The sequence below is a fragment of the Amycolatopsis sp. CA-126428 genome (assembly GCF_002904335.1).
In the GTDB taxonomy this organism is placed as follows: Bacteria; Actinomycetota; Actinomycetes; order Mycobacteriales; family Pseudonocardiaceae; genus Amycolatopsis.
On record NZ_PPHF01000053.1, the window covers coordinates 33,228 to 58,476 of the forward strand.

Genomic DNA, 25,249 nt, shown 5'->3' on the forward strand with positions numbered 1-25,249 from the left:
CCCCGCTTCAGCAAAACGCTACCTGAGCTGGGGTTTCAGCGTCATTACGGCCGCGGCCGCCGGTTCGTAGGTTCAGAGCCATGCCACTCATCGAAGTCACCGACCTCCGCAAGCGCTACGGCACCCGGGTCGCGGTCGACGGCGTTTCGTTCACCGTCGAGCGCGGCGAAATCTTCGGCATCCTCGGCACGAACGGCGCCGGGAAGACCACCACCGTCGAATGCCTCCAGGGCCTGCGCCGGGCCGACGGCGGCACGATTTCCGTCCTCGGCCTGGACCCGGCGGCCGACCACGCGGCGCTGACCCGCCGCGTCGGCGTCCAGCTGCAGGAGAGCCAGCTGCCCGCGAAGCTGCGGGTGCGCGAAGCCCTCGAGCTGTTCGCGTCCTTCTACCCGGACCCCGCCGACGTCGACGTCCTGCTCGACCAGCTCGGCCTCCGCGACCACGCCCGCAGCTACTTCGGAAAGCTGTCCGGCGGCCAGAAACAACGCGTGTCGATCGCGCTGGCCCTGGTGGGCCGGCCGGAGCTGGCGATCCTCGACGAGCTGACCACCGGGCTCGACCCGCACGCCCGCCGCGAAACGTGGGAGCTCGTCGAAGGCGTCCGCGCCACCGGCGTGACCGTCCTGCTGGTCACCCACTTCATGGACGAGGCCGAACGGCTCTGCGACCGCGTCGCGATCTTCGACGCCGGGCGCGTGGTCGCCACCGGCACCCCGACCGAGCTCCGCGCCGCGGCCGGAGCCTCCACTTTGGACGACGCGTTCGTCTCGCTGACCAGGAGCGCCCGATGACCACCTTCACCAAGCTCACCGCCACCGAAGCGAAGATCTTCCTCCGGTCGCCGTTCATGCCGATCGCCGGCGTCCTGCTGCCGTCGGTCCTGCTGCTCGCGATCGGCGCGATCCCCGGCATGAGCGAACCCAGCGCGGCGGCGGGCGGGTACCGGTTCATCGACGCCTGGGTGCCGTCGCTGATTGTCGTCAGCCTCGCGATGCTGGCGCTGCAGTCGATCCCGGCCGCCGTCGCCACCTACCGCGAGCAGGGCGTGCTGCGGCGGCTGGCCACGACCCCGGTGCACCCGGCGAACCTGCTGGTGGCCCAGCTGGTGATTCACGTCGTGGTCGCGCTGACCGGCATCGCGCTCGTGCTCGGCCTGGCCAACGCCGTCTACGACGTCCCGTTGCCGAAACACCCGTTGCTGTTCATGGCGACACTGCTGCTCGGCGTGGTCTCGACGTTCTCCCTGGGCCTGATCACGGCGTCGATCGCCGGCACGGCCAAGAGCGCCGGCGGCCTCGCGATGATCACGTTCGTCCCGATCATGTTCTTCGGCGGCGTCTACCTGCCGCGGCCGCTGCTCCCGGAGGTCCTGCGCCGGATCGGCGACTACGTGCCGCCGGGCTCGCAGCCGCTGCAGGACGCGTGGGTCGGGACCGGCGTCCAGCCGCTGCAGCTGGCCGCGCTCGCCGCCTTCGCGGTGCTGGGAACGGCGTTGGCGGCGAAGCTCTTCCGCTGGGAATGACCGGGCCTTCCGCCAAAGTGGTGATGATCATCGTTTTCTCTTGTGGCCGGGCCACCCGGCCGGTAGCCAAGAGGGTGGCCCTGCTCAAACTGGAGGTTCGATGTCCCTGGACGTGTCACCCGCGTTGCTGGAGAAGGCCGAGCGCGGGGAGGTCACCGACGCCGAGTTCGTCACCTGCGTCAAGGAATCCCTGCCGTACGCCTGGGAAGTCATCACCGGCGTCATCGCCGACGCCGAGGGCGCGGCCGACGGCTTCGCCGACAACGAGACGCCGCCGCCGAGCGAGGCCGCCCGCGGGCAGCTGCTGCGAGCTCTGGCCTCGGACGCGATCCGCGGCGGCCTCGAACGCCACTTCGGCGTCAAGCTGGCCTTCCAGAACTGCCACCGGGTCGCGGTCTTCAAGAAGTCCGAATTGGACGGTGACCGCTACCGCGCGTTCGTCTCGCCGCGCGGCCAGCTGCTCAACCAGAGCCCGGAACTGCGGGACTGCTAGCCCGCAGCGCGGGCAGCACCTCGGTGCCGATCCGCGCGATGTTCGCGTACGTGCCCTCCGGCGCACCCGACGCTTCCACGAGCATCAGCACGTGGGTGACGCCGGTGCGCCGGCGGCTCGTTTCCAGCGTCCGGACGCGGCGCTGCGCACGACGGCACCGGCGCCGACCTGGGAGAGCACGGTCGAGACGTGGTTCGCCGGCTTCCCGTAGGCCGCGACGGTGGCGGCTTTCTCCTCGTCGCCGGCGTGCAGGCCGAGCAGCAGCGGCAGGTTCCGCTCGGCGGCCTGCCGCACCGCGGCCGACCCCGGCCCACCACACGCGACGACGTCCGGCCGCCGTTCGAGCGCGGGCACCACCGGCACCTCCCGGAAGGCGAAGTGCCGCCCCTGAGCGCGTAGCCGGCCGGTCGTGGCCCGCAGTAAGACGTCGAGGGTCTCCTCGAAGCCGGTTTCGTAGCGGTCCAGCCCGGTGCCGAAGACCTCGAGGTCCTGCCACGGCCCGACCTCGTTCCGCGGGTCTTCCGGCGGCCGGTTGGACCGGTCCTTCTGACGTGTTTTCACGGCGGCCCCTCTCCCGGAAGGGCAACGGCCCGCCCGCCCGGCGGGTTCCGGCTCAGTTGACGGCGACCTCGTTGAACCACAGCCGCGGCTCCAGCCACGGGAACACCACGAACATCAGCAGCGCGATCACGCCGAGCGCCAGCACGACCGCGATCGTCAGCTTCGCCGCGAACGGACCGGGGAGCTTCCGCCAGATCCAGGCGTACATCAGGCCTCCCCGATCTTCGAGAGCAGGTCGCCGTAGTCCTTGACCTGGTTCTTCGGCACCTGCTGGGTCAGCACCGAGGTGATGATGAGCCGCTCCTTGGCGGAGAACTGCGGGTGGCAGGTGGTGAGCGTGAGCAGCGCGGCCTGCTGGGCCTTCGGCAGCACCTCGGCGCCCTTGTACGGGACCGGGTTCACCGCGGTGCCCTGGCTGGGCAGCACGACCTTGCGGCCGAAGGTCTCGCTGTAGGCGCCGCCGTCTTCGGCGTTCTGGTCACGCAGGGTGGAGACGCCCTTGCACTTCGGATCGGCGCCCTTGCCGCCGGCCCAGTCCTTCATCTCGTCGTCGTAGGGCAGGACTTTGTAGATGTAGAAGTCGCTGGAGGTTTCGATCACGATCTGGTCACAAGAGGAGAGGTTGTCCAGGTCGTTGAACGGGGCACCCTTACCGACGCGGTGGCCGGCCACCGCGAAGTTGCCGGGCTCGCCGGGCAGCGACGTGCCCTTGTAGTGGCCGGGGCCGACTTCGAGGGCCGCGTCGTCGGTGCCCTCCTGGATGGTGAAGTTGTAGTCGACGCCGAAGCTGGGGATGTGGATGCGGGCGAACGCCTTGCCGTCGACCAGCTCGGGGTGCAGCGTGCGGTCGTGCGCCCACTCGCCGTCGAGCTGGTCACTCGCCTCGGACTGCTTGCCCGCCGAGAAGAGGTCGGTCACGTACAGCTCGTAGACCATGAACAGCAGCACGACCAGGCCCAGCGTGATGAGGATCTCGCCGGCCGTCCGGATCGCGACGCCGCCCTTGCCGAGCGCGGCCGGGGCGGGCTTCTCCTCGGTTGCCGTACCGCCCTTCCCGACCGGGGCGAAGATGACCGTCTCCTCGTTCGCGCCGGGCGGCGGGGTCGGGCCGGTGTAGCGGCGGGGCGGCTGCCCCTGCGGAGGCCGGGGCGGCCGGCCCTGAGCGCCGCGCTGGGGCGGCCGGGGTGGCACCTGGCCACGCGGGGGCGTGGCGGAACGCCCCGGCGACGGTGGCCGGCGCGGCGGCATGGGCTCGCGCGGGGGCGTGGGCTGTCCGGGGTATCTGCGCCGGTCGTCGTCCGGTCCTTCGCGCGTAGCCACGCAAGCTCCTCTCAACCCGCGTCGAACCCTGGGTGACGCCCTTGTCACGGTCCGGGAAATCCGACCACTCCTGGCCGCTGCTTTCCTGCGGTCGTTTACGTTAACGTGTGCACGTGGCGCCGGTTGCGCACCCTCAGCGGGACATCGCCACCAGACGAGCCCGAAGAGCACCGCGAGGAACACACGATGCCCAAGTCCAAGGTCCGCAAGAAGACCGCTTACACCCCGCCTGCCGACCGGCGCACGCCGGTGAAGGTGCGGGCCGCCGGCCCGACCGGCCTGGCCTGGAAGATCCCCATGTTCGGGCTGATGCTGCTCGGCCTGGTGTGGCTGCTGGTCAACTACATCGCCGGGGACAAGATCTCCTGGATGGCCGACCTGGGCAACTGGAACTTCGCCGGTGGGTTCGCGCTGATGATCGCGGGTCTTCTCATGACGATGCGCTGGCGCTGATTATTACTCCGATCAGCGGCTTGACGTCGAATTACAGTGGTGTGACTCATCCCCAGTGTGGATAACCCCTGTGGATAACTACCCCACCTCCTGGGCGCCTCGTCAGGCCGTTGTGGTATCGGCTTGGGCGGTCACCGCGTTGCTGCTGGCCGGCGTGGTCACCGACGCGCTGACCGGCGACCGCGGCGGGCTGGTGCTGTTCGCCCTCGCGGCCGTCGCCGCCGGCGCGTTCGCCGCCCACGCCACGATCGTCCGGCCCCGGCTGGCCGCCGACAGCGAGGGCCTGGTGGCCCGCACGCTGGGCGGCACGCACCGGCTGCCGTGGGCGCAGACGCGCACCCGACTGCGCACCACCAGACGACTCGGCCGCGACGGCGTCACGCTCGAGATCGAGCACGAAGACGAGCTGTACGTCTTCGGGTGGCTCGACCTCGGCGAGGATCCCCGGGACGTCCTGGACGTCCTCAGCACGCTGCGGAGCTAAGCGCAGACGTAGTACCGGCCGAACGGGAACTGGACGAACCGGCAGGTCTCGGGCGGGAACTGCGAGCCCCGGTAGACGATCAGGCCGATGATCGCGACGGTGATGATCGCGATGCCGATCGCCTGCCAGCGCACCTGGCCGACTTCCGGGGCGTAGAGCAGCGCGACGGTGACCAGCGCCCCGGTCACCAGGCCGCCGATGTGCCCGAAGATCGAGATGCCCGGGATGCCGAAGGTGATGAAGGCGTTCAGCGCGAGCGTGATGATCAGGCCGGTGGGGTTGAGCCGCAGCTTGACCACGGTGACCGCGTAGGCGCCCATGAGGCCGAACAGCGCGCCTGAGGCGCCCGCCGTGCCGGGGTACCCGGCGGGGTCGCCGAACAGCAGCACCGACGCCGAGGCGCCGAGCATGGAGACGAAGTAGAGCGCGAGGTAGCGGCCGCGGCCGGTGACCTGCTCCAGCGACCGGCCCATCATCCACAGCGAGAACATGTTGACCGCGATGTGGATGGGTCCGTAGTGCAGGAACCCGTTGGTCAGGATGCGCCACCACTCGCCGTGGCCGAGGGTCGCATCGCCGTAGAGGGCGCCGTACTGGAAGGCCGGCGCCAGCTCGTTGTCGGTCAGGCTGCCCGCCTGGACGACCGTGAGCAGGAAGACCAGGACGTTCACCGCGAGGATGACCTGGGTGACGAGCACCGACTGGGACAGCCGCGCGCCGAAGACGGTGCGCTGGCCGAAGCCGGCTTCCTGGTAGCCGCGCTGCTGACGGCGCTGCTCCTGGCCGCCGGCGTGTACGCAGTCGGTGCACTGGAAGCCGACGGGGGCCTCGCGGAGGCAGTCCGGGCACGCCGGACGCCCGCACCGGGAACAGCTCAGTCCGGTCGGGCGGTTCGGGTGCCACCAGCACCCGGGGAGCGCGGCTTGTTCGGCGGCGGGGTTCGGCGGTTGGTTCACGATGCAACCAACCTACCGAAACCCGGTCCGCTCAGCCTTCGTGGTCGATCGTGACCTTCTCGATGACGATGTCGGTCAGCGGGCGGTCCGCCGGGCCGGTCGACGTCCGCGCGATCGCGTCGACGACGTTGCGCGACTCCTGGTCGGCCACCTCGCCGAAGATCGTGTGCCGGAAGTTCAGGTGCGTGGTCGGCGCGACGGTGATGAAGAACTGCGAGCCGTTCGTGCCGGGCCCGGCGTTGGCCATGGCCAGCAGGTACGGCTTGCTGAACTGCAGCTCCGGGTGGAATTCGTCGCCGAACTTGTAGCCGGGGCCGCCGCGGCCGGTGCCGGTCGGGTCGCCGCCCTGCAGCATGAAGCCGTCGATGACCCGGTGGAAGATCGAACCGTCGTAGAACGGGCCGGAGTTCGTCCCCGCCGCGTTGGGCTGGGTGTACTCCTTGGTGCCCTCCGCGAGCCCGACGAAGTTCGCGACCGTCTTCGGCGCGTGGTCCGGGAGCAGGTTCAGGTGGATGTCACCTTGGTTGGTGTGCAGCGTAGCTTTCACGTACCTCATCGTGCCATCTGCGGCGGGCGGCGCAGAAAAGGGGCACGATAGGTTACGGGTAACAGTGCAGTGTCAAAACGAATGATGAGGTGAAGCCCATGTCCCGGGCGACAGCCCAGGCCGTCGAGACCGCCGACAAACTCGTCACCGAGGGTGTCAAGCAGGGGCGGCGCGCGCAGAAGAAGCTCGCGAAGAAGACGGAACTGACCCGCAAGGAGCTCAAGAAGAGCTCGAAGGCCGCTCGCCAGGAGGCGCTCGCGCGCCTGTCCGAGCTGCGCAAGCCGGGTCGCAAGGCGAAGAAGGCCGCCATCAAGGCCGCGAAGGCGGCCGGCGAGTCGAAGCGCCGCGGCAAGAAGGACTTCAAGGCGGCGAAGAAGGACTTCTACGCCGCTCTGTCCGAGGCCAAGTCGGCCGCCAAGGGCACCCGCAGCCGGCGCAAGTGGCCGTGGCTGCTGGGCCTGGTCGTGGTCGGCGCGGGCGCCGCCTACGCACTGCGGTCGAAGCAGGAGCCGCCGGTCGCCCCGGCGCCGCCGAAGGCCACCCCGCCCGCGCCGAAGCCCGCCGAACCGGCGAAGCCGACCGCGCAGGCGAACGGCAAGGCGCCGTCCGCGGCGCCCGCCGAGAAGAAGAACTGAACAAGACGCGAAGAGGCCCCCGGGGGTGCAGCCGGGGGCCTCTTCAGTCTTGCGGTGGTTCAGGCTGATCAGACGGCAGCGGCGTGCTTGTCGATCAGCTGGCCGAGACGCGGCAGCGCCTCTTCGACGTTCTTCTTGCCGTTCGGGCGCAGCTTGCCGTAGACCTTCTTGATGCTGTCGCGGCTGCTCTTCTCCGCGCGGGAGTCGGTGACGCTGAGCAGCGCGTCGGAAGCCTCGTCCGAGCGGCTGGACAGGTAGGCGCCGAAGTCGTTGCCACCCTTGGCGCGGTAGTCGCCGTAGAACGGCTCGAGCGCGGAGGCGAAGTCCGGCAGCAGCGTGTCGACGGCCGAGGGGATGATGCCCGGCTTGATCTTCTTGACCGCGGCGAAGCCGGTCTTCACGACGGCACCCGAGACGCCGCCCTTGTCGGAGACCTCGGCGTCGACGAGGGTCTCGAAGTCGGAGACGACAGCCGGGCGACGGCCGGAGTCGAGCAGGATTTCCTTGAGGGTGTCAGCCACGAATCTTGTCCTTTGTCGTTGCAGAGTTGGTGCCCCGCCCCGGGGTGGGGATCCCCGGTGGCTGCGGTGCGCGAGTCCACGAAGCCTGCGCGTGACGCACAGGGTAATACAAGATCAACATCACTCACCCGTGTGGAGGTCGCTACCTAGAGCTTCAGGGCAGCGATAGCCTTCTTGACCACTGTGCGTGCCTTGACGCTTTGCTTCTGGTTGGTCGACGCGATGACCGCCGCCGGCCCCTTCGCCACCGCGTAGACGGCGCCGTCGTCGGTCGACAAATAGCCCCCCTTCCAGCCGGAAGGGTCGCTCGCCGGGTTGGACGAGTCGACCGGCGCCGCCTTGTTGACCAGCGCCGTCGCCGTCTTCGCGTCCCCGACGTACACCCGGATGGTGAGCTGGACCTTCCCGTCCGGGCGGTAGAAGAAGCACGCCGGGTGCGGCTGGTCGGCGGACACGCGCACCTTCGACACGTGCTGGCCGTTCGCCTCGGCCACGACTTCGCTGCCGAGGTACGGGCAGTCCTCGGTCGCGCCCGGCTGGGGGTCCGGGGGCAGGCTGCCGGTGCCCGCCGCGGTGGACGCCGAGGGCGGGCTGGGCGTCGCGGTACCGGTCACGATGGTGGCGCTGCAGCCGGCCAGCAGGGCCACGGCGGGCGCGAGAAGTACGAGTCGTCGCATAGCGCGGACAGTCAACCACGAAGCATGTGTGAAAACCGCTGGCTGACGTCGCCTTGACCACCGGGCGTGCGACGATGTCCGCGTGCTCACCCCCGAGCAGTACCTCGGCGCGATGGCCGACCGCATCCAGCGGGCCGGTGGCCGGCTGAACTCCGTGCAGATCGGGCCCGCCACGGCCGTCGTCGGGCTGTTCACCGAGCAGGTGCTGCTCACGACGATGAACTACTGCGTGATCGCCGCCGCCGTCCCGGAGGTCAGCGCCGCGGCGCTGTACGACTTCACCGGCCGCGCGACGCAGCACGCCCGCGCGAACCTGACCGGCACCATGGGCTGGACGGCGGGGTCGGTCGTGATCGCCGGGCTCGTCGGCGGCCGGGTGTACCCGGACGCCGCACAGGCCGCGTCGGCGAAGTCGGGCAACCAGTTCGGCGGCGAGACGCGGATGGTCGCGGTGGACCTCTCCGCCGGGCAGCTGTACGCGTTCGTCGGCGGCAAGCTCTGGGGCGCGGCGATGCAGGGTTCGGTCAACGCCAAGCTGACGTACTGCTTCCCGCAGCCCGCCGAGGTCTACCAGCAGGTCCAGTGGCAGCAGGCGCAGCGGCAACCGCAGCACCCGATGCCCGCGCCGGCGCCGCAGGTGCCGCCCCCGCCGTACGCCGGTCCGGCCGGTCCGCAGCCACCGGTCTACCCACCGCCGGGGCACGCACCCCAGCAGGGTCCGTACGGTTACTGACATGGTGCAGTTGCGCGGCTGGCCGTCGTTCCCCGGGGAACTCCCCGGGTTCACGCCGGAAACGGCACCCCCGGACCCGCAGGCGTTGTTCCTCGAGTGGCTGACCGAAGCCGGCGAGCACGTCCTGGCGCCGCACGCCGTCACGTTGTCCACAGTGGATGCCGACGGCGCGCCCGACGCGCGCGTGGTCATCCTCAAGGACGTCGGCGCGGACGGCTGGGCGGTCGCGACCAGTGCGGAAAGCCCCAAGGGCCTGCAACTGCGCAAGGACCCGCGCGCCGCGTTGACGTTCTTCTGGCCCGGCCGCGGCCGGCAGGTCCGGGTGCGCGGCCCGGTCTCCCCCGCCGCCCCCGAGGTGTCGGCGGCGGACTTCCTCGCCCGGCCGCCGGCGTCCCGCGTCGAGGCGTTCATCGGGCACCAGTCGCAGGTGCTGCACGACCCGGCGGACCTCGAGGCGGCGGCCGCGGAAGCGGAGCGCTGGGTCGAGGAGAACCCGGACGTGGCCCCCGAAACGTGGACGCGGTACCTCGTCGACCCGGACGAAGTCGAGTTCTGGCAGGCCAGTCACGACCGGCGGCACGTGCGGCTGCGGTACCGGAAGTCGAGCGAGGGCTGGGTCCGCGAGCGCCTCTGGCCGTGACGGCCGCCCTTTCGGGGGTATGCGGGTTCCGCGCCGGTGTGCGCATGATGCAGGTATGCGCTCGAAGATCCTGACCGCCGGGCTGGTCCTGGCGCTGACCACCGCATTCGCCGGCGCGGCCGACGCGCGTCCCGGTGACCGGCCGGTGCTGGCGGATCCGCACCCGTGCCCGGGACAACCGGGCTTCACGTGCTCGACCCTGACCGTGCCGCTCGACCACACCGGCCGCGTACCGGGCACGCTCAAGCTGCCGGTGGCGACCGCGGACAACGTGACCGCGCCCAAGGGCGTGCTGTTGTTCCTGACCGGCGGGCCGGGCCAGGGCGGCGTCAGGACGATCACGCGGATCGCGACGCAGCGGCTGCCGGAGGTCGCGAAGGACTACCGGATCGTCATGCTCGACCAGCGCGGCACCGCGCCGTCGGGGGCGTTGCAGTGTCCTGGCCTGCAGGCGGAGATGGGCAGTTCGGACATCGCGACGCCGTCGGCCGCCGCCGTTCAGGAGTGCGCGCGCATCCTCGGCGACACGGCACCGCTGTACTCGACCGACCAGACGGTGGCGGACTTCGACCGGCTCCGCCAGGCGCTGGGCGTGCCCAAGCTGGTCGTCGACGGCGTCTCGTACGGCTCTTTCACGGCGGCCCGGTACGCGATCGCGCACCCGCACAACGTCAGCAAGGTCATCCTCGATTCGGTGCTCCCGCACCACGCGACGGCCTCGGCCTCCCTGTACCTGACGGGCATGACGGCGGAGGCCCGCGTGCTGCGCGCGGCCTGCGGGGTGGCCCCCGCCTGCGGCTACGACCCGGCTGAGGACCTGGCGTGGGTGGTCCGCCACCGCGGCACGGCCGACGGCGTGCGGATCTTCGACACCGTGGTGTCGTACGAATTCTCGGACCCGACTTACCGCAACCCGGACGCGGGCGACATCATCGGCGCCCTGCACGAAGCCCGCGGGGGCGCCCCGGCCCGGCTCGACGCGCTGCTGGAGGCGTACAAGTCCGGCGGCGACGACCCGGCGTCGTTCAGCGCCGGCCTCCACGCGGCCACGCTGTGCGCGGACCAGCGTTTCCCGTGGGGTTCGGCGGCCACGCCCCTTCCGGTCCGGCAGCCGTTGCTGTCACTGACCGCGCATGTGCTCCCGGAGTCGGCGACCTGGCCTTACACAACCGGCGTGGCGACGCAGCAGGGGTTCATCCAAAGCTGCCTCCCCTGGCCGGCGGAACGCCCGGCGTCGAACCCGTCTTCGCGACTGCCGGACGTCCCGGTGCTGTTGCTCAACGGCGACCGCGACCTGTCGACGCCGTTGGAGTGGGCGCGTGAAGAAGCGGCCCGCGCCCCGCACGGGCAGTTGGTGATCGTGCCGGGCGAGTCGCATTCGATCCAGAACCGCGAGCGCGGCCACGCGGGGCGGGACGCGGTGCTCAGCTTCCTGCGGGCCACGTGACCGGCAGCTCGTGGACGCCGTAGATGTTCATGTCCGTGCGCAGCTTCACCTCCTCGGCCGGGACGGCCAGCGCCAGGGCCGGGAAGCGGCGCAGCAGGCCTTCGAAGCCGGCGCGCAGCTCGATGCGGGCCGGTTGCTGGCCGAGGCACTGGTGGACGCCGTGGCCGAAGGACAGGAGGCCGCGGGCGTTGCGGTGGATGTCGAGCGTGTCCGGGTTTTCGAAGCGCCGGGGGTCGTGGTTGGCCGTCAGCAGCGAGACGACGACCGTCGAGCCCTTGGTGATGGTTTCGCCCCCGAGCTCGAGGTCCTCCGTGGCGTAGCGGAAGAAGATGTCGGCCACGGACAGGTAGCGCAGCAGTTCCTCCACCGCGCCGGACAGCAGCTCCGCGTCGGCCCGCAGTTCGGCGCACTGCTCGGGGTGCTGCAGCAGCGCGAACATGCCCAGCGAAAGCATGTTGGCCGTCGTCTCGTGGCCGGCGAGCAGCAGCAGGAACGCCGCGCCGGTCAGCTCTTCGATGGTGAGGTCGTCGTGGCGGGCCAGGTCGGACAGGATGTCCTCGCCGGGTTCGGCGCGCTTGCTCGTGACCAGTTCGGACAGGTACGTGTTCAGCGCGACGTACGCGCCCATCTTCTCCTCGAGCGTCTGCTCCCGGAGCATGAACTGGGCCGAGTTCGCCTGGAAGGTGCCCCGATCCGCGTAGGGCACGCCGAGCAGCTCGCAGATCACCAGCGAGGGCACCGGGAGCGCGAACTCCTTGACCAGGTCGACCGGCGGGGTCAGCCGCGCCAGGTGGTCCAGCTGCCGCTCGACGACGTCGGCGATGTGCTCCTCCAGCTGCTTCATCCGCTTGACGGTGAAGGCGCCGGTAAGCCTGCGGCGCAGCCGGCTGTGGTCCGGCGGGTCCATGGCGATGAACATGCCCGGCATCGGCGGGGACGGCTCGGTGGCGGCGGGCATCCCCGTCTCGTACGGCACGTGGATGACGTCGAGGTCCAGGCGGGAGCTGAACCGCGTGTCGGCCATCATCTGCCGGACCTCTTCGTAGCCGCTGACGAGCCAGCCCTCGTGGCCGTCGGGGAACACCAGCGGGCTGACCGGGCGGGTGTCGCGGAGCCGGGTGAGCGCGCTCGGCGGATCGAAGGGCCCCGCGTCGCGGTCCATGGGGAGTCCGTGCGGGACGTCGGCCGTCTGGCTCATCGGCGTTCCTTTCGTGATGGTGTGCCGACGACGATCGCCGAGCGGGCTGACACGGGCCTGACACGCCTCGGACACCGCCGCCCGTGGCAAGATCGGCCGCGTGCAGATCGGGATCCTGGGGCCCTTCGAAGTGCGCACGGCCGACGGCGTGCTCGCCGACGTGCCCGGCGCCCGGCTGCGCGGGCTGCTGGTCGCGCTCGCGCTCGAGCCGGGCCAAGTGGTCCCGAAGGGGACGCTCGTCGACTGGATCTGGGGTGAGCACCCGCCCGCCGAAGCGCCGAACGCTCTGCAGCGCCTGGTTTCCCGGCTGCGCAAGGCGCTGCCCGAAGGGTCGGTCGACGGCCGGCCGACCGGCTACCGGCTGGTGGTGGCACCCGAGGACGTCGACGCCGTGCGCTTCGAACGCCTCGTCGGCCAGGCGCGCCAGGAAGACGATCCGCGACGGCTGCGCGAGGCACTCGCTCTCTGGCGCGGTCCGGCCATGCAGGACGTCGAACTGCCGGAAAGCGCGGCGTTCGAAGCCGCGGTCACCCGGCTCGAAGGGCTGCGCCTGGCCGCCTTGGAGGACCGGTTCGACGCGGAGGCCCGGCTCGGCCACGGCGCGGAGCTGGTCACCGAGCTGACCGACCTGGTCGCCGCGCACCCGATGCGGGAACGGCTCGTCGCCGCGTTGATGCGCGCGCTCGTCGCGACCGGCCGCGACACCGAAGCGCTGCTCGTGTACGAGCGCACCCGGGAAACCCTGGCCGACTCCCTCGGCGTCGACCCGTCGCCGGAGCTGTCCGAGGTGCACGTCGCGCTGCTGCGCGGCGAGCTGGGCCGGCGGGAAGAGGTCCGGAAGACCAACCTGCGGGCCGAACTGACCAGCTACGTCGGCAAGGACGCCGATGTCGCCGCGGTCCGCGAGCTCGTCACCGAACACCGGCTCACCACGCTGATCGGGCCGGGCGGCTCGGGGAAGACCAGGCAGGCCACGGAAACCGCGCGCACGCTGCTCGGCGACCTGCCGGACGGTGCGTGGCTGGTCGAGCTGGCCGGGATCGGCGCCGGCGACGACGTGGCCCAGGCGACGCTCGGCGCGCTCAAGCTGCGGGACTCGCTCGTCGGCGAGGCACCGGACGCCGAGCCGACGGACCGGGTCATCGCCGCCCTGCGGGAACGTTCGATGCTGCTGGTCCTGGACAACTGCGAGCACGTCATCGAGTCCGCGGCGGCCTTCGCGCACCGGGTGCTCGGCGAGTGCCGCCGGCTGCGGATCCTCGCGACGAGCCGGGAACCGCTCGGCATCACCGGTGAGGCGCTGTGGCAGGTCGCGCCCCTGGCCCTGCCCGCGGAGAACGCGGATCCGGCCGAAATCGAGGCCGCCCCGGCCGTCCGGCTGCTGCGGGACCGGGCCGGCGCGGTGCGCAAGGACCTCGCGGTGGACGTCCGCACGCTGGCGCGCGTCTGCCGCGCGCTGGACGGGATGCCGCTGGCCATCGAGCTCGCCGCGGCGCGCCTGCGCACGATGTCGCTCGACCAGCTCGCCCACCGGCTCGACGACCGGTTCCGCCTGCTGACCGGCGGCAGCCGGACCGCCCTCCCGCGGCACCGCACGTTGCGCGCGGTGATCGACTGGAGCTGGGAACTGCTCTCCGACGCCGAACGCCTCGTGCTGCGCCGGCTTTCGGTGTTCTCCGGCGGGGCGAGCCTGGAGGCGGCCGAGCGGGTGTGCGGCGACGACTCGGCCGAGGTGCTCGACCTGCTGACCGCATTGACCGACAAGTCGCTGGTCGTCGTCGTGGGCGACGAGGCACCGCGCTACCGCATGCTCGGCACGATCAAGGAATACGCCCAGCAGCGGCTCGCGGAAGCGGGCGAGGCGGACGTCGCCCGGCGCGCCCACCTCGCGTACTTCACCGAACTCGCCGAGACGGCGGAGCCGCACCTGCGCCGCGCCGAGCAGCTGACGTGGCTCGCCACGCTCGAGGCGGAGCACGACAACCTCACCGCGGCGATGCGCGGGGCGATCGCGGCGGGCGAAGCGGCGGAGGCGATGCGGCTCGCGGCGACCGCCGGCTGGTACTGGTGGCTCGCCGGGCACCGGGCGGAGGGCAACGAGCTGGTCATGGCGGCCACGGCCGTGCCCGGTGAGGTGCCCGACGAGATCCGCGGCGTGGTGTACACGTTCGTCGTCCAGTTCGTGACCGCCGGGCAGCAGAGTGACGAGTACCGGGCGGAGGAGTGGATCCGCAAGGCGTACGAGATCAGCCTCGGCGTCGAAAACCCGCGGCTGGCGTTGCGCTTCGCCGGCTCCCTGGAGCGCCTGCTGCACGGGCCGGACGCGGCGCTGTCGGCGTTCGAACCGCTGCTCGCCGACGAGGACCCGTGGGTGCGGGCGGTGGCCCGGTTGCAGCTGGGCAAGATGCGCATCCAGTTCGGCCACGGCGACCAGGCCGCGGACGCACTCCTCGAGACAGCCGTCGCGGAGTTCCGCGCCCTCGGCGAGCGGTGGGGCACCTCGTTCGCCCTGACCGAGCTGGCGGACCGCATCGCCGTGCGCGGCGAGTTCGCCGAAGCGTGCCAGTACTACGAGCAGGCCGTCGACGTCGTGACCGAGGTCGGCGCCATCGAGGACGTCGTCCGGATGCGGGCGCGGCAGGCCCAGCTGTACTGGCTGCTCGACGACGAGCAGGCGAGCGCGGCCGCCTTGGCCGGGGCCCAGCGGGCCGCGGAGCGCGTGGCCTGGCCGAACGCGCTGGCCGAGCTGGCGCTGGCCAAGGCGGAACTCGCCCGCTGGAGCGGCGACACCGCCCAGGCGCGTCGCCAGCTCGACGTCGCGACGTCGATGATGGGCGACGACGTCCAGCACGCGAACGTCCAGGCCGTGGTCCAGGACCTGCTCGGGTACCTCACCGACGACCTCGGCGAAGCCCGGGCCCACCGCGCGGCGGCGTTCGACGCGGCCACCGAGACGGGCCACCCGCTGACGATCTCGCAGGTCCTCGTCGGCCTCGCGGACCTCGCGCTGCGCACCGGACAGGACGAGCAGGCCGCGCGGCTGCTCGGGGCGAGCGCGGGCGTCCGGGGCCTGCCGGACCGGTCGCACCCGGATGTCGCCCGGATCGGGGAAGCCGCCCGGCGTCGCCTCGGTGACGTGGGGTTCACCGAGGCGACGCGGGCGGGATCGGGAGCGAGCTGGCCGGAGCTGGCCAAGGTCACGCTCGCTTCTTGAAGGTGGCGGACGCCCACAGGTAGCCGACGACGGCGATCCCGGCGCACCACGCGAGGGCGGCGATCAGGGTGCCGGTGGCCGGTGTCCCGTTGAGCAGCCCGCGCAGGGTTTCGATGATCGGCGTGAACGGCTGGTACTCGGCGAACTGCTTGAGGCCGGGGCCCATCTTGTCCGCCGGCACGATCGCGCTGCTGAAGAACGGGAGCATGATCAGCGGCACCGAAGCCAGGCCGGCCGTTTCCGGGGTTTTCGCCGCCAGGCCCAGCGCGATCGTGAGCCAGCCGGTCGCGAACCCGAGCAGTACGACGACACCGGCCGCGCCGAGCCAGTCGAGGAAACCCGCCGCCGGCTCGAACCCGAGCAGGAAGGCCACGCCGAGGAGGGCCGCGATGGCGACCAGGTTGGTCAGCACGCTGGCGACGACGTGCCCGGTCAGCACCGCGCCGCGGGAGACGTCCATGACCTTGAACCGGTTGATGATGCCCTTGGTCATGTCGGAGTTGACGGCGATCGCGGTGGCTCCCAGCCCGTAGCAGACGGCCAGCAGCATCAGCCCCGGCGTGGCGTAGTCGACGTAGTTCACGCCGACGTTGAAGGCGTCCCCGAACATGTAGACGAACATCAGCATGATCACGACCGGCATCACGATGGCGTTGAAGATCGACATCGGATTCCGGGCGATGTGCTTGAAGTTGCGGCGAAGCATCACCATCGAGTGGGACTTCATTTCGCGGGAACCTCCGTGGCGTGGCCCGTCAGGGCGAGGAAGACGTCGTCGAGATCGGGAGTGTGGACGGAGAGCTCTTCGGCGCTGAGCGCGTATTCGTCGAGTCTGTCCAAAAGGGACCGGAGTGATTTCGTGCCGCCGTCGCCGGGCACGCGCAGGGCCATGGCCTCGTCGTCCCGGCTGGCGTCGGTGAGGATGCGCGCGGCCGCGTCGAGCTCACCGGCGGTGGTGAACCGGAGCCGGACGTGGGTGCCGGGAATCCGGCGCTTGAGTTCGTCGGCCGTGCCCTGCGCGACCAGCCGGCCCTGGTCGAGCACGGCGATGCGGTCGGCGAGCTGATCGGCCTCTTCGAGGTACTGGGTGGTGAGGAAGACGGTCACCCCGTCGGCGACGAGGTCGCGGATGATGGCCCACATGGTCCGGCGGCTGCGCGGGTCGAGGCCGGTCGTCGGCTCGTCGAGGAAGATGATCCGCGGCCGGCCGACGAGCGTCATGGCGAGGTCGAGCTTCCGCCGCATCCCCCCGGAGTAGGTCGACGCGGGCTTGCGCGCCGCCTCGGTGAGGTCGAAGCGCTCCAGCAGCTCGGCGACGGTTTTCTTGCCCCCGCCGCGCCGGTTCAGATCGACCATCAGCTGCAGGTTTTCCTGCCCGGTGAGCAGTTCATCGACGGCGGCGAACTGCCCGGTGACACCGATCGCCGCCCGCACGGCCTTGGCCTCGGTGGCCACGTCATGCCCGGCGACGCGAACCGTGCCGCCGTCGGCTTTCGTCAGGGTGGTGAGGACGTTGACGGCGGTGGTCTTGCCGGCCCCGTTCGGGCCGAGCAGGGAGAAGATCGTCCCGGCCTCGACTTCGAGGTCCACGCCGTCGAGGACGGTTTTGTCTTGGTAGGCCTTCCGCAGTCCGGAGGCCGTGATCGCCAGGTCTGTCATGAGAGCGACTGTCGAGGGCCGGCCTGACACCGACCTGACACGAACCTGACCCGATGGCTCTAAAGTCCGTTGACGCGCTTCCTTCGATGGCGTCCAGGAGGACCGATGGTGGCATCGACTCCGCCGCGGGCGGACCCGCGCACGCTGGTCGCGGCGGCGGTGATCGGCGCGTTGACCGGCGCCGGCACCGGCGTCTTCTGGACCGCGGTGGCCGGCACGTATGTGTGCGCCACCGGCAACCCGTTCTGCTCGCTCGGCCAGCTGATCCGGGGCATGGAGATATTTCTGGCGACCGTCGCCGGGACACTCCTGCTCACGCTGCTCGCCCTGAGCATGACGCGGCTACGGCCGAAGTGGCCGATCATCCTGACCGCGCTGTCGGCTCCCCTGGCGTCCGTGGTGGCGTACAACCTGACCGGCGGGATCGGCACCTACCGGATCGCGCTGCTGGCTCTGGTGTCCGCGGCCCTCCACGTCTGGGTGGCCTGGCTCGCCCGGACCGGCGTGCGCTGACCGGTACGACGAAGCCCAGGTCGGCGGAAGCGGCCCGACCTGGGCTTGCGTGTTCTTCGAGTGTGGAGCTATTGTCTCACTACTCGAACCACTCTGACAACCTAAACCAGCTGGTCAGCGTGCTAGAGCGGATCGAAGCAGGAGACCAGACCGACGCTCCAGGGGTCCAGTCTGCCGCTCCTCTGGACTCCTGGCGAGTCTCTGACCGGCTTACGGATGCCGATGTGGCCGCTCTGGTGGCTGAGGCTCGCAAAGGTACGCCACGTCCTGAGCTGGCCCGGCGCTACGGCGTGAGCCTCAGCAGCGTGAAGCGGCTGCTCCGCAAGCATCGAAACCAGTCTTAGCGCTCCTCGCTAGGACTATCGCCCCGATCTGGCAACGGATCGGGGCTTTACACTACGCAGGATACTTCGCTGCAAAATCCCGTATCCCATCAATAAGCCGTCGCACATCGTTACTAACATAGTCGCCATACTGGCCATGCGCGGCGGAGTTGCGAATTCCAAGCCAGGCGGTGACCTGTTTTTGCTCAAGAGCCCCGTAGGCCAAAACCTTCTTGAGGTCGGCGTTCATCACGTCCGCCTTCTTTGGCTTGCCACTCAGATCAACCGGTACGTTATGCTTCACGCATAGTGCGCGAATGTGCACCTCAAGGGATGAGCCAGCAATAACGGCTGCCGCATCCTTGTAGTTCTTGGCAAGTAACTCTTCGGCCATCTCAAGGTAGTCGTTATGCACGTCCGCATGCACCAGTTCGACCAGGGATTCTAGCCAACCGGCATTCAGGTCGTCTCGCAACGCCCTGACGATACCCCCGAGTTCTAGGAGGCGAATATGCGTGGCCGCTGTTCGTAGCGGGTCAGCTTGTCGCGCGTAAGTGCTTGAAGGCACAGTTAGGCGATCAATGGAAGCTTGGAGCCGATTGGCTAGGATCCGACTTTCGTCCTTCAGGTCGGACATATCATCATGCTGAGAGCGCTTCGCTAATGCGTCGTACTCTGCAATCAAAGTATCCAGCTGGTCAATGACTGTCTGAACTGTGCTCATAGTGACGATTATACTATGAGGCGTGGTCGCGAGTTGCTCGCATCGCTGGTCAACTACCTATCTTTGGCGTAATCTGGGGAAGAAATAGCGAGCCTAAAGTATGCCAAGCAAAAAGAAATCGGCTAGACGAAAATCGAAGGAACGTTTAGTCACGGAGAAGGCTCTTCATGTGGCTATTGATGGAGTCATCAATTTATCTTCACTGTTTGAACTAGAGAAGCCGTGTGTCGAGCCTGAGTGCTCCGACTTTCTCAAGATATTTGAGGCTGCACACCGCATAAATCTACGTCGCTTGAAAGTTGTTCACGACATTACGGATGGCACCCCTGACGATGCGGTTAGCGCCCTTGAGGTCATGAGGAGCATCATCGAGGACTACATCAATCTTGAGTACATGATGAGCGTGGAAGACGTCGAAGGCGCGGCTCTTGCAGAGCGGTTTTTTGATTTCAAGTGGGTTCAGTTAGCTCAGGACATCGAGTACTACGCATCCATTGGCCTAAGCTTCGACAAGAACGAAGTAGTTGAAGAAATCAAAGCAAAGTCCGGTGCAATGCTTGAGAAATACCCGGACGAAAAGACAGGATTTGTCCTCAAGGAAAAGACGCATACTCCAGCCAATCAGTGGCTGAGAGGAGGCGTAGAGAAGCTAATCCAAGGCCTCAAGGACTCGGGAAATATGGAGCAGAGTAAGGCGGAAATGCTGATGCGTTCCTACGTCCTAGGAAGTCGTCGGCTGCATCTAAATCCCGAAAATGTTCTTGCCCATCTTGAGGGTCACGACACGTATAACACCTGGCCAATAGTGGACGCTTTTAATGCACTACTCGTATCTAGTATGTGTCAAGCTTGGATTCTGGATCATTACTGCTTCTTGCTCATTGACGCTGGTAGATACGAGTGGGATGACTACTCTAAGGTCCACGCGAAGCTTGAGGAGATAATTAACTTCTTGGCCAGTTGCATGGCAAATCTCACAAGCATCGAGCCGGTAAATGCCGAATGGAAGGAGGCTATGCGCCAACATGGTCACGGCTAGAATCTGCATAGCGAACAAGCGCTGCCCCGATGAGGACGGCGCTTGTTCGTATGGTCGCTTACGTCACGAGCGCTGAAACTCGCCGTCGGCCATGCCACCCGCGAACGCATCCCACTCGGCGGCCGTGAACACGAGCGCTGGCCCGTTGCCCTGCTGCTTGCTGTCTCGCATTGCCACCCGGCCGTCATCCAGAAATGCGACCTCCACGCAATTGGCCTGCCCATTGCTGCGGCTGCTTTTGCGCCACCGCGCCCCAGGCAGATCGGCACTCATCATGTCCCGTACTCCCTCGCTGCTGTCGCCAGCATGTTCTTGCTATCTGCCTCATTCAGCGAGGCGTCCCAGATGCGGTGAAACGCCCCGTCGTAGCGGTCGATCTCGTGCGGCTTGTCGAGGTAGAGCGCGCCGGTGAAGCCGTCCACGTAGACGGTAGGCGGCTCGCTCTCCTTGCCGTCACCGTTGGTGGGGAAACGCAACGTAACGAACGGTCCCGACATGACGCCGTGGTGCAGTCCGGCCGCGAAGTCGGCCACCCGGAGCGCCACGTTGGGCAGTTCGGCGACCTGGACCAGGCGCGCGAGCTGGCCGGCCATCACCGACTCGCTGCCGATGGGCCGCCGCAAGATCGACTCGTCGAGCACCACTCGGAAGATCGGGGCGGCCGTGACGCGGGTGAGCAGCGTCTGCCGCTCCATGCGCAGGTTCACCCGCCGCTCGATCTCCTCGGGGTCCACGTCCAGGTTGTCGGCCTCAATCAGCGTCCGGGCGTAGTCGGCCGTCTGGAACAGGCCCGGCACCAGGTCGGACTCGTACCACTGGAAGCTGGAGGCGGCACCCTCCAGGCCGATGTAGACATCAAAGCCACCGGGGATGACATCACCGTAGGCATGCCACCAGCCCTTGGTCTTCGTCTCCTTGGCCAGGCCCTTGAGGGCTTCGGTCATGTCGGCGTCCACGCCGTAAACCCGGCACATGGCCTCAACGTCGAGACTGCGCAGGCTGGTCTGTCCGGTCTCGATCCGCCAAATCTTGGCCTCGGACCACTCCAGGGCTTCGGCTGCCGCCTTGACCGTCAGCCGTGCCTGACCACGAGCGTCCTTGAGATACCGGCCGAGCTGCCGACGCGGCACCGTCGAGCCTGACTCCTTGTCAGCCACCGTCCCTACCTCTCATTCCGGGGCCACCTTACACCCGATTTGAAAGCCTCTAGTCGCGCAGCTTGAAATGCTAGCCACGACTTCGGGTACTTCCAAGCGAGTCTTCGATGTGAAGTCTTGCATATTCGAGTCTCGCGGTGCTCTACTCGCCACCGGGAGCAATGAACCGGCTACCCCTTGAACGTCCGCCCGGTGGTGCTGCGGTCCCCGACGCCGCTACCGGGCGGGCCATCAGCGCGAAAGTTGGGGCTATGACTGCACTCTTGGATGAGGAGCCGCGTCTAGCGGCGCTAGGGCCACTGGCCTATGGCTACATGCGGGTACCTGCTGACGTACCGGATCATCGGGTGCGCCGGGTCGAGGGTGCGGTAGCTCGGTTCGCTGAAGCCAAGGGGCTGTACTTCGTCAGCTTTTTCTTCGAGCTTGACTGTGGCTCGCGTGAGGGCTTTGACGAACTCATCACGGAGCTGGTCCGGGCAGATGCGCGCCATGTCGTCGTCCCGAGCCTGATGCACTTAGCACGTAACGAATTGCTCCAGACAGCCATGCGCGAACAGCTCGCCAATGAAGCGAATGCTGAGGTCCACGCCGTCGGGCGACGGACTGGCGAGGCACTGGCATGAAGCGTGAGACGGGCGACCTTGTGCGCGCTCTTGCCGCCGTCACCAAACACATCCCACGTGTCTCCACGGAACTCCTGGCGGGCACTCTGCCCGCCGACAAGCAGCGTGAACTCGCCCGACTCTTCGACGGCTTGGCCACTCTACTGACGAGTCACGCGAACGACCAAGAGCCCAAGGAGCCGTTGACGCTCGCTGACCGGCTGACGAGTACCGGCCGGGAGCTACTGCGGGCTGCTGCTCAACTGGAAGCTGAAGCCCTTGACGGCTCCGATGTTCAAGAGGTCAGCGGCCTGCTCAAAGCCTTGGCGGAGGTGCTTGATCTGTACAGCGGCAAGCTACCCGCCTTGCCGGTCACGGCCGAGCCCGAACCATCCGAGCCGCCCGCGCCGTGAACGGCGGGGTGTTGGCGGTACTGGTCGTCGTGGCCATGCCCGTGGTCCTGGTGGTTGTGCTGCTAGTCAGCGACGCCAAGCACAATCGCCGGGTGCGAGCCCGACCGGAGCGCACCGTGGCCGGTATCCGAGCACGGGTGAGAGGCGAACGGGCCGAAGACGAGGCCGCCAGCGCGTCGACGCAAGTACTGCCCCGGATTCCGCCCCTGGACGACGAGCCGACCGAACCGCTGCCGATCGTTCTGCCGAAGCGATCCAGGCCGTATGTCCAGCGCCCCACGCCATACCCACGCAGACCGCAAGTATGGCCGAAGGGCGAACTTATGCAGCGCGTCCTTGATGGTCTGCGCAATCTTTGATGAGGACTCGTGTTGGTTTTAACTGAACCGGACGACGCCGAGTTGGTGGCTGCCTACACCGCCGGCCGGACCATTGAGGAGCTAGTGGCAGGTTGCGGCCTGCCATATCGCCAAGTCCGAACGCGTCTGCTTGAGGCCGGAGTGACCCTGCGCCCGAAACAGCGGCGAATGCGACCGACCCCGCCGGGGCTCATTGAGGCATACCGGAGTGGGCTGCCTATCCGCGCAACCGGAAAGCAGTTCGGGCTGAGTTATAACGTCACGCGGCGGATGCTCTTGGACGCGGGTATTGGCCTTCGTTCGCGCGGGCAGGAGCCAGCATCTGGAGTCCGCCCGTGAATTGTGAGGATCGCAATCGGCAGATGGTACGTGACCACAACGATGGGCAGTCGGTTACGCAAATTGCGCGGACCTATGGACTGTCACTGAGCTGGACGGGCGAACTGCTACGCCAGCATGGAGCCGACATGCCGACAAGTGGCCGGGGTATCCGCTGTGACCTGGACGTTGATGAGGTGGTGGCGCAGTACGAGGCGGGGCAGACGGTGCGGGAGGTCGCCGCCGCGCAGGGTGTGTCATACGGCAAGGTCTATAGGTTACTCGCGGAGGCCGGAGTGAGAATGCGCCCGAGAGGTCTTTCGCAATAGTAACGGCTTCGGTCCGCAAAGAACCCTCGCCTCCGATTTGAGGCGAGGGGTTCTTCGAGTTAGCATAAAGCCAGCTAGATTAGTTGCCGATGTCGTCTTTACGGACCATTCACCCCTCCGTTCTTAACGTCTTCATTATCCTCTGCTTGAAATATCCATGCAAGGCCATAAGAGTAGCCTAGCCGCATCGAGCCTGGACCATGCGAAAGTAGGGCATTGCCAAGCCGGTCTGGTGCAACCGACCGCTTCAGCTCGGGCGGTACGTGTGGAATCAGTGGCCGGGTCACATCTCGAAAGCTCCAAATGCTGCTCGGCTTGCGCTCAGGAAAGTAGATGCTCAGCGAGAAGTTATCAACTGGCACCACGGGGGTAATGGCAAAGTCATAGGTGATATCGCCGTATGGATCATCCACCATTTGCGTATGCAGCAGGGTAAACGTGTGCTCCTCATTCTCTTTAAGGTACCTGGGGAACTCAACCTCCATAAAGACAACATCCTGGCCAGCGTTGCGCCAGTTAAGTCGCCCTCCTGTAATTATCTTAAGGTCTGGCAGTCGAGATTCATCGTAGCGGTGACTACCTCGCCAATATTGCAGTCGTGAACTCAGCGAGCGAATCGTGCGAGTTTCTAGGTATGTCTTCTGACGGTCACTACTCGTTGGCCATCGCAAGAATATGGAGATGCTGGCCACTTCATATGCGCCGCCTACGACAAGCTCGGAGCGCACCCGAGGTGATGGTGCATCATTGATTTCGACTTGTTCACTGCAAATGCTCGCCAACTGGCCAAGCAATCGCATCTTCTGGCCGTGAAAGTAGCGCACATGCTTATAGTTTGGGTTGCTTGTATACGCTGCAATTCGCAGTCGCTCGGAATAATGCATTCCGCGATAGGCGCTCGACACCCCGAAGAGCGGATCAAGCACACTCGCTACATGCTCAGATTTGAGTGCACCAATACAGCGCTCCAGTTTATCTGTCAGTCGGCGAGCTTGGTCACGTGGCGTGCGATTCCCTCTGCTAAATGGCCGCATTAGCCGCCCGATGCTATCCCGACTTCTGGCATTGACAAGATCATCTTCAACGAGACCGACGTGGGCAAGTTCTGAGAGGTCAACGGCCAGCTGCATGTTGAGCTGATCTGGCCCCGCAGCATGTAGATCGCTTCGGCGGTCGCTCACGTCGCACTCCAATCGCACTGATGGTAGCTGGATCGCATTTCTGCACGAGCTGTTACGCGATTCTGACTACGGGTTGAAGCAACACCGCTCTGACCTGCGAAGACTCTGGTCTTCGGTGACAAACAGGCGGAGGCAGAGATGACTCAGCGTAGTCGGCCGTCGGGCGGTTCTGAGCCTGTCGGCTTCGACGTGGAGCGGCGGCGAGAGCTGCGCAAGATCGGCACCGTCGTGTTCGTCGGCGGCGTGCGCAAGCTGCACGAAATGGTCGCTCCCGTCCTCGTGACCGGCGACGACCACGTGGACCACCAGGGGCTTCAGCTCCTGTGGGCGGACATCATCACGGATCGGCGGCAGCTGCCCGACGAGCGGCTGATGCGGTCTCGGCAACTGCCGGGCTGGATGCGGCTTAACCCCCGTGACGATGATGCGAGCACGTCGGCGGAGCTCTGGAGTCGCGAAGTGATGCAGCTCGTGCGGGAACTCGGTCGTTTCGCGCTTTCCAGTGCATATGACTACTCGACGGTCTACAGCACGGTATGCGAGCTGGAGAGCGGCTATGCGGCAATTCTTCGCCGCCTGTTTCGTTAGGGAATGCGGCCGAACTCACCTTGAGCCCGGTCTTCGTTTGAAAGGAAGGTAAAGAAAATGAGTGAAATCATCCAAGGCGGCCGGGGCGACCTGGTGCCGCTGCCGGTCGGCGTTCCTCGGCGACTCCCGCGTGAGGCGCGTGAGCGCATCACCGACGAGGTGGTGGAGGGTTACGTCAGCGCGGCCCGCGCGCAGGCGGCCGGCTGGGTGGCCTCCGTGGGCCTGAACCAGATTGCCATGGTGGCGGGCCTGGAGGCCCGTCAGACGGCCAGCGACCCCATGCGGGCCGAGCTGTACGCCGCGATCGTGGACGACATGGCCCTGGTCGTCCGGCAGTCCGTGCGGCGACTCGGAGCCCGGCCATGATGATCGTGCTGTACGTCTGCGCGGCGCTGGGCGTCGTGTTCGCGCTGCTTCTGCTACTCATCCTCTTCGCGGAGATCGAGATTATGGTGGACCGCTGGCGACGGCACTGGGAGACCTACCGGAAGGTTGCTGCCGACGACTTCGCCATGCTTCGTGAGTCACTGAGGCTGATGTACGAGCACTGGTGGGCAGTTCGGCGCTTGCTCCGTGAGGCCGAAAAGCGGCGAGACGATACAACGGATTAATTCGACATGCCTGGAATGAATCCGAACCA

General features: G+C 67.5%; 33 protein-coding genes. 19 read left to right on the top strand and 14 right to left on the bottom strand.

Translation table 11 applies throughout. From position 1 onward, the window contains the following. Window positions 1–80: 80 nt before the first annotated feature. The 3 genes from C2L58_RS14860 to C2L58_RS14870 all read left to right on the top strand — a co-directional run bounded on the left by C2L58_RS14860 (window position 81) and on the right by C2L58_RS14870 (window position 2,018). Window positions 81–794: an ABC transporter ATP-binding protein gene (locus C2L58_RS14860; RefSeq protein WP_103338168.1), complete on the top strand. Its 714-nt coding sequence runs from the start codon at window positions 81–83 to the stop codon at window positions 792–794. Beyond that, window positions 791–1,525, top strand: coding sequence for an ABC transporter permease (locus C2L58_RS14865; RefSeq protein ID WP_103338169.1), 735 nt, complete (start codon window positions 791–793; stop codon window positions 1,523–1,525). Before C2L58_RS14860 ends, C2L58_RS14865 begins: the two co-directional genes overlap by 4 nt. 100 nt (window positions 1,526–1,625) lie before the next feature. Continuing rightward, window positions 1,626–2,018 carry an SCO5389 family protein gene (locus C2L58_RS14870; protein ID WP_103338170.1) on the top strand — a complete coding sequence of 131 codons (393 nt, stop codon included), beginning with the start codon at window positions 1,626–1,628 and terminating at the stop codon, window positions 2,016–2,018. Between the two features lie 84 nt (window positions 2,019–2,102). Here C2L58_RS14870 and C2L58_RS14875 read toward each other — a convergent pair whose 3' ends face one another. Genes C2L58_RS14875 through C2L58_RS14885 form a run of 3 tightly spaced genes read right to left on the bottom strand, consistent with a single transcriptional unit; the run spans window position 2,103 to window position 3,827 of the window. Then, window positions 2,103–2,579: an LLM class flavin-dependent oxidoreductase gene (locus C2L58_RS14875; RefSeq protein WP_146073590.1), complete on the bottom strand. Its 477-nt coding sequence runs from the start codon at window positions 2,577–2,579 to the stop codon at window positions 2,103–2,105. A 52-nt stretch (window positions 2,580–2,631) separates the two neighbouring features. Further along, window positions 2,632–2,787 carry a hypothetical protein gene (locus tag C2L58_RS14880; RefSeq protein ID WP_103338171.1) on the bottom strand — a complete coding sequence of 52 codons (156 nt, stop codon included), beginning with the start codon at window positions 2,785–2,787 and terminating at the stop codon, window positions 2,632–2,634. Next, the gene (locus C2L58_RS14885) at window positions 2,787–3,827 is read right to left on the bottom strand and encodes a class E sortase (protein ID WP_103338172.1); all 1,041 of its coding nucleotides are present in this window, start codon (window positions 3,825–3,827) and stop codon (window positions 2,787–2,789) included. The genes C2L58_RS14880 and C2L58_RS14885 overlap by 1 nt, the downstream gene beginning before the upstream one ends. A 258-nt stretch (window positions 3,828–4,085) precedes the next feature. Between C2L58_RS14885 and crgA the strand changes: the two genes are divergently transcribed. Together crgA and C2L58_RS14895 are read left to right on the top strand one after the other, a co-directional pair. Beyond that, window positions 4,086–4,352 carry a cell division protein CrgA gene (gene crgA / locus C2L58_RS14890; RefSeq protein ID WP_043787021.1) on the top strand — a complete coding sequence of 89 codons (267 nt, stop codon included), beginning with the start codon at window positions 4,086–4,088 and terminating at the stop codon, window positions 4,350–4,352. Between the two features lie 112 nt (window positions 4,353–4,464). After that, window positions 4,465–4,836 (top strand): PH domain-containing protein, encoded by a 372-nt coding sequence (locus C2L58_RS14895; RefSeq protein WP_103338173.1) that lies wholly within the window; start codon window positions 4,465–4,467, stop codon window positions 4,834–4,836. On the opposite strand, the gene C2L58_RS14900 is transcribed toward C2L58_RS14895, so the two are convergent. Together C2L58_RS14900 and C2L58_RS14905 are read right to left on the bottom strand one after the other, a co-directional pair. Next, a complete protein-coding gene (locus C2L58_RS14900; RefSeq protein WP_103338174.1) occupies window positions 4,833–5,792 on the bottom strand; it encodes a rhomboid family intramembrane serine protease in 960 nt (319 codons plus the stop codon). The genes C2L58_RS14895 and C2L58_RS14900 overlap by 4 nt on opposite strands. Before the next feature lie 31 nt (window positions 5,793–5,823). Further along, window positions 5,824–6,348, bottom strand: a complete 525-nt coding sequence (locus C2L58_RS14905; protein ID WP_199191279.1) for a peptidylprolyl isomerase — start codon at window positions 6,346–6,348, stop codon at window positions 5,824–5,826. 89 nt (window positions 6,349–6,437) lie between these two features. On the opposite strand from C2L58_RS14905, the gene C2L58_RS14910 reads away from it, so the two are divergent. Continuing rightward, on the top strand, window positions 6,438–6,974 hold the full coding sequence (locus tag C2L58_RS14910; RefSeq protein WP_013221986.1) for a hypothetical protein: 537 nt from the start codon (window positions 6,438–6,440) through the stop codon (window positions 6,972–6,974). A gap of 68 nt (window positions 6,975–7,042) precedes the next feature. Here C2L58_RS14910 and C2L58_RS14915 read toward each other — a convergent pair whose 3' ends face one another. Further along, window positions 7,043–7,495 carry a DUF6918 family protein gene (locus C2L58_RS14915; RefSeq protein ID WP_103338176.1) on the bottom strand — a complete coding sequence of 151 codons (453 nt, stop codon included), beginning with the start codon at window positions 7,493–7,495 and terminating at the stop codon, window positions 7,043–7,045. Window positions 7,496–7,641: 146 nt separating this feature from the next. Further along, a complete protein-coding gene (locus C2L58_RS14920; RefSeq protein ID WP_233225728.1) occupies window positions 7,642–8,172 on the bottom strand; it encodes a DUF2020 domain-containing protein in 531 nt (176 codons plus the stop codon). A gap of 82 nt (window positions 8,173–8,254) precedes the next feature. Here C2L58_RS14920 and C2L58_RS14925 point away from each other — a divergent pair, with 82 nt between their 5' ends. The 3 genes from C2L58_RS14925 to C2L58_RS14935 are packed head-to-tail and all read left to right on the top strand — an operon-like array spanning window position 8,255 to window position 10,992. Further along, a complete protein-coding gene (locus C2L58_RS14925; protein ID WP_103338177.1) occupies window positions 8,255–8,905 on the top strand; it encodes a hypothetical protein in 651 nt (216 codons plus the stop codon). A gap of 1 nt (window position 8,906) precedes the next feature. Next, window positions 8,907–9,545 (top strand): pyridoxine/pyridoxamine 5'-phosphate oxidase, encoded by a 639-nt coding sequence (locus C2L58_RS14930; RefSeq protein WP_103338178.1) that lies wholly within the window; start codon window positions 8,907–8,909, stop codon window positions 9,543–9,545. A 55-nt stretch (window positions 9,546–9,600) separates the two neighbouring features. Beyond that, window positions 9,601–10,992: an alpha/beta fold hydrolase gene (locus tag C2L58_RS14935; protein ID WP_103338179.1), complete on the top strand. Its 1,392-nt coding sequence runs from the start codon at window positions 9,601–9,603 to the stop codon at window positions 10,990–10,992. On the opposite strand, the gene C2L58_RS14940 is transcribed toward C2L58_RS14935, so the two are convergent. Beyond that, window positions 10,970–12,190 (bottom strand): cytochrome P450, encoded by a 1,221-nt coding sequence (locus tag C2L58_RS14940; protein WP_103338180.1) that lies wholly within the window; start codon window positions 12,188–12,190, stop codon window positions 10,970–10,972. The two genes, C2L58_RS14935 and C2L58_RS14940, sit on opposite strands and share 23 nt — an antisense overlap. A 100-nt stretch (window positions 12,191–12,290) precedes the next feature. On the opposite strand from C2L58_RS14940, the gene C2L58_RS14945 reads away from it, so the two are divergent. Further along, complete coding sequence (locus C2L58_RS14945; protein ID WP_103338181.1) at window positions 12,291–15,404, top strand: BTAD domain-containing putative transcriptional regulator; 3,114 nt, start codon at window positions 12,291–12,293, stop codon at window positions 15,402–15,404. Here C2L58_RS14945 and C2L58_RS14950 read toward each other — a convergent pair. Both C2L58_RS14950 and C2L58_RS14955 read right to left on the bottom strand, forming a co-directional pair. Continuing rightward, window positions 15,388–16,131 (bottom strand): ABC transporter permease, encoded by a 744-nt coding sequence (locus C2L58_RS14950; RefSeq protein WP_103338182.1) that lies wholly within the window; start codon window positions 16,129–16,131, stop codon window positions 15,388–15,390. The two genes, C2L58_RS14945 and C2L58_RS14950, sit on opposite strands and share 17 nt — an antisense overlap. Beyond that, window positions 16,128–17,063 (bottom strand): ATP-binding cassette domain-containing protein, encoded by a 936-nt coding sequence (locus tag C2L58_RS14955; RefSeq protein ID WP_103338183.1) that lies wholly within the window; start codon window positions 17,061–17,063, stop codon window positions 16,128–16,130. The genes C2L58_RS14950 and C2L58_RS14955 overlap by 4 nt, the downstream gene beginning before the upstream one ends. 105 nt (window positions 17,064–17,168) lie before the next feature. Between C2L58_RS14955 and C2L58_RS14960 the strand changes: the two genes are divergently transcribed. Then, window positions 17,169–17,576: a hypothetical protein gene (locus C2L58_RS14960; protein WP_103338184.1), complete on the top strand. Its 408-nt coding sequence runs from the start codon at window positions 17,169–17,171 to the stop codon at window positions 17,574–17,576. A 396-nt stretch (window positions 17,577–17,972) separates the two neighbouring features. On the opposite strand, the gene C2L58_RS48600 is transcribed toward C2L58_RS14960, so the two are convergent. After that, window positions 17,973–18,623, bottom strand: a complete 651-nt coding sequence (locus tag C2L58_RS48600; protein ID WP_146073591.1) for a hypothetical protein — start codon at window positions 18,621–18,623, stop codon at window positions 17,973–17,975. A gap of 100 nt (window positions 18,624–18,723) precedes the next feature. Between C2L58_RS48600 and C2L58_RS48605 the strand changes: the two genes are divergently transcribed. Continuing rightward, entirely contained in the window at window positions 18,724–19,662 is a 939-nt protein-coding gene (locus C2L58_RS48605; protein WP_146073592.1) for a hypothetical protein, read from the top strand. Between the two features lie 63 nt (window positions 19,663–19,725). Here the strand turns inward: C2L58_RS48605 and C2L58_RS14970 are convergent, their stop codons facing one another. Together C2L58_RS14970 and C2L58_RS14975 are read right to left on the bottom strand one after the other, a co-directional pair. Beyond that, a complete protein-coding gene (locus C2L58_RS14970; RefSeq protein ID WP_233225729.1) occupies window positions 19,726–19,938 on the bottom strand; it encodes a DUF397 domain-containing protein in 213 nt (70 codons plus the stop codon). After that, entirely contained in the window at window positions 19,935–20,819 is an 885-nt protein-coding gene (locus C2L58_RS14975; protein ID WP_103338186.1) for a helix-turn-helix domain-containing protein, read from the bottom strand. The genes C2L58_RS14970 and C2L58_RS14975 overlap by 4 nt, the downstream gene beginning before the upstream one ends. Before the next feature lie 251 nt (window positions 20,820–21,070). Here C2L58_RS14975 and C2L58_RS14980 point away from each other — a divergent pair, with 251 nt between their 5' ends. From C2L58_RS14980 to C2L58_RS50420, 4 genes are all read left to right on the top strand, one after another. Next, window positions 21,071–21,442: a recombinase family protein gene (locus C2L58_RS14980; protein ID WP_103338187.1), complete on the top strand. Its 372-nt coding sequence runs from the start codon at window positions 21,071–21,073 to the stop codon at window positions 21,440–21,442. Next, window positions 21,439–21,834, top strand: a complete 396-nt coding sequence (locus tag C2L58_RS14985; protein ID WP_103338188.1) for a hypothetical protein — start codon at window positions 21,439–21,441, stop codon at window positions 21,832–21,834. Before C2L58_RS14980 ends, C2L58_RS14985 begins: the two co-directional genes overlap by 4 nt. Window positions 21,835–22,361: 527 nt before the next feature. Beyond that, window positions 22,362–22,532, top strand: a complete 171-nt coding sequence (locus C2L58_RS51705) for a helix-turn-helix domain-containing protein (RefSeq protein WP_441296304.1) — start codon at window positions 22,362–22,364, stop codon at window positions 22,530–22,532. Window positions 22,533–22,660: 128 nt separating this feature from the next. Beyond that, complete coding sequence (locus C2L58_RS50420; RefSeq protein WP_103338190.1) at window positions 22,661–22,840, top strand: helix-turn-helix domain-containing protein; 180 nt, start codon at window positions 22,661–22,663, stop codon at window positions 22,838–22,840. Window positions 22,841–22,938: 98 nt separating this feature from the next. On the opposite strand, the gene C2L58_RS48610 is transcribed toward C2L58_RS50420, so the two are convergent. Beyond that, window positions 22,939–24,021 carry a hypothetical protein gene (locus tag C2L58_RS48610; RefSeq protein WP_146073593.1) on the bottom strand — a complete coding sequence of 361 codons (1,083 nt, stop codon included), beginning with the start codon at window positions 24,019–24,021 and terminating at the stop codon, window positions 22,939–22,941. Window positions 24,022–24,159: 138 nt separating this feature from the next. Here C2L58_RS48610 and C2L58_RS15000 point away from each other — a divergent pair, with 138 nt between their 5' ends. From C2L58_RS15000 to C2L58_RS15010, 3 genes are read left to right on the top strand one after another with little or no spacing between them, the layout of a single operon-like run. Then, a complete protein-coding gene (locus C2L58_RS15000; protein WP_103338191.1) occupies window positions 24,160–24,609 on the top strand; it encodes a hypothetical protein in 450 nt (149 codons plus the stop codon). 57 nt (window positions 24,610–24,666) lie between these two features. Then, window positions 24,667–24,975, top strand: a complete 309-nt coding sequence (locus tag C2L58_RS15005; protein WP_103338192.1) for a hypothetical protein — start codon at window positions 24,667–24,669, stop codon at window positions 24,973–24,975. Continuing rightward, window positions 24,972–25,220, top strand: coding sequence for a hypothetical protein (locus C2L58_RS15010; protein WP_103338193.1), 249 nt, complete (start codon window positions 24,972–24,974; stop codon window positions 25,218–25,220). The genes C2L58_RS15005 and C2L58_RS15010 overlap by 4 nt, the downstream gene beginning before the upstream one ends. The last annotated feature ends 29 nt before the right edge of the window (window positions 25,221–25,249 follow it).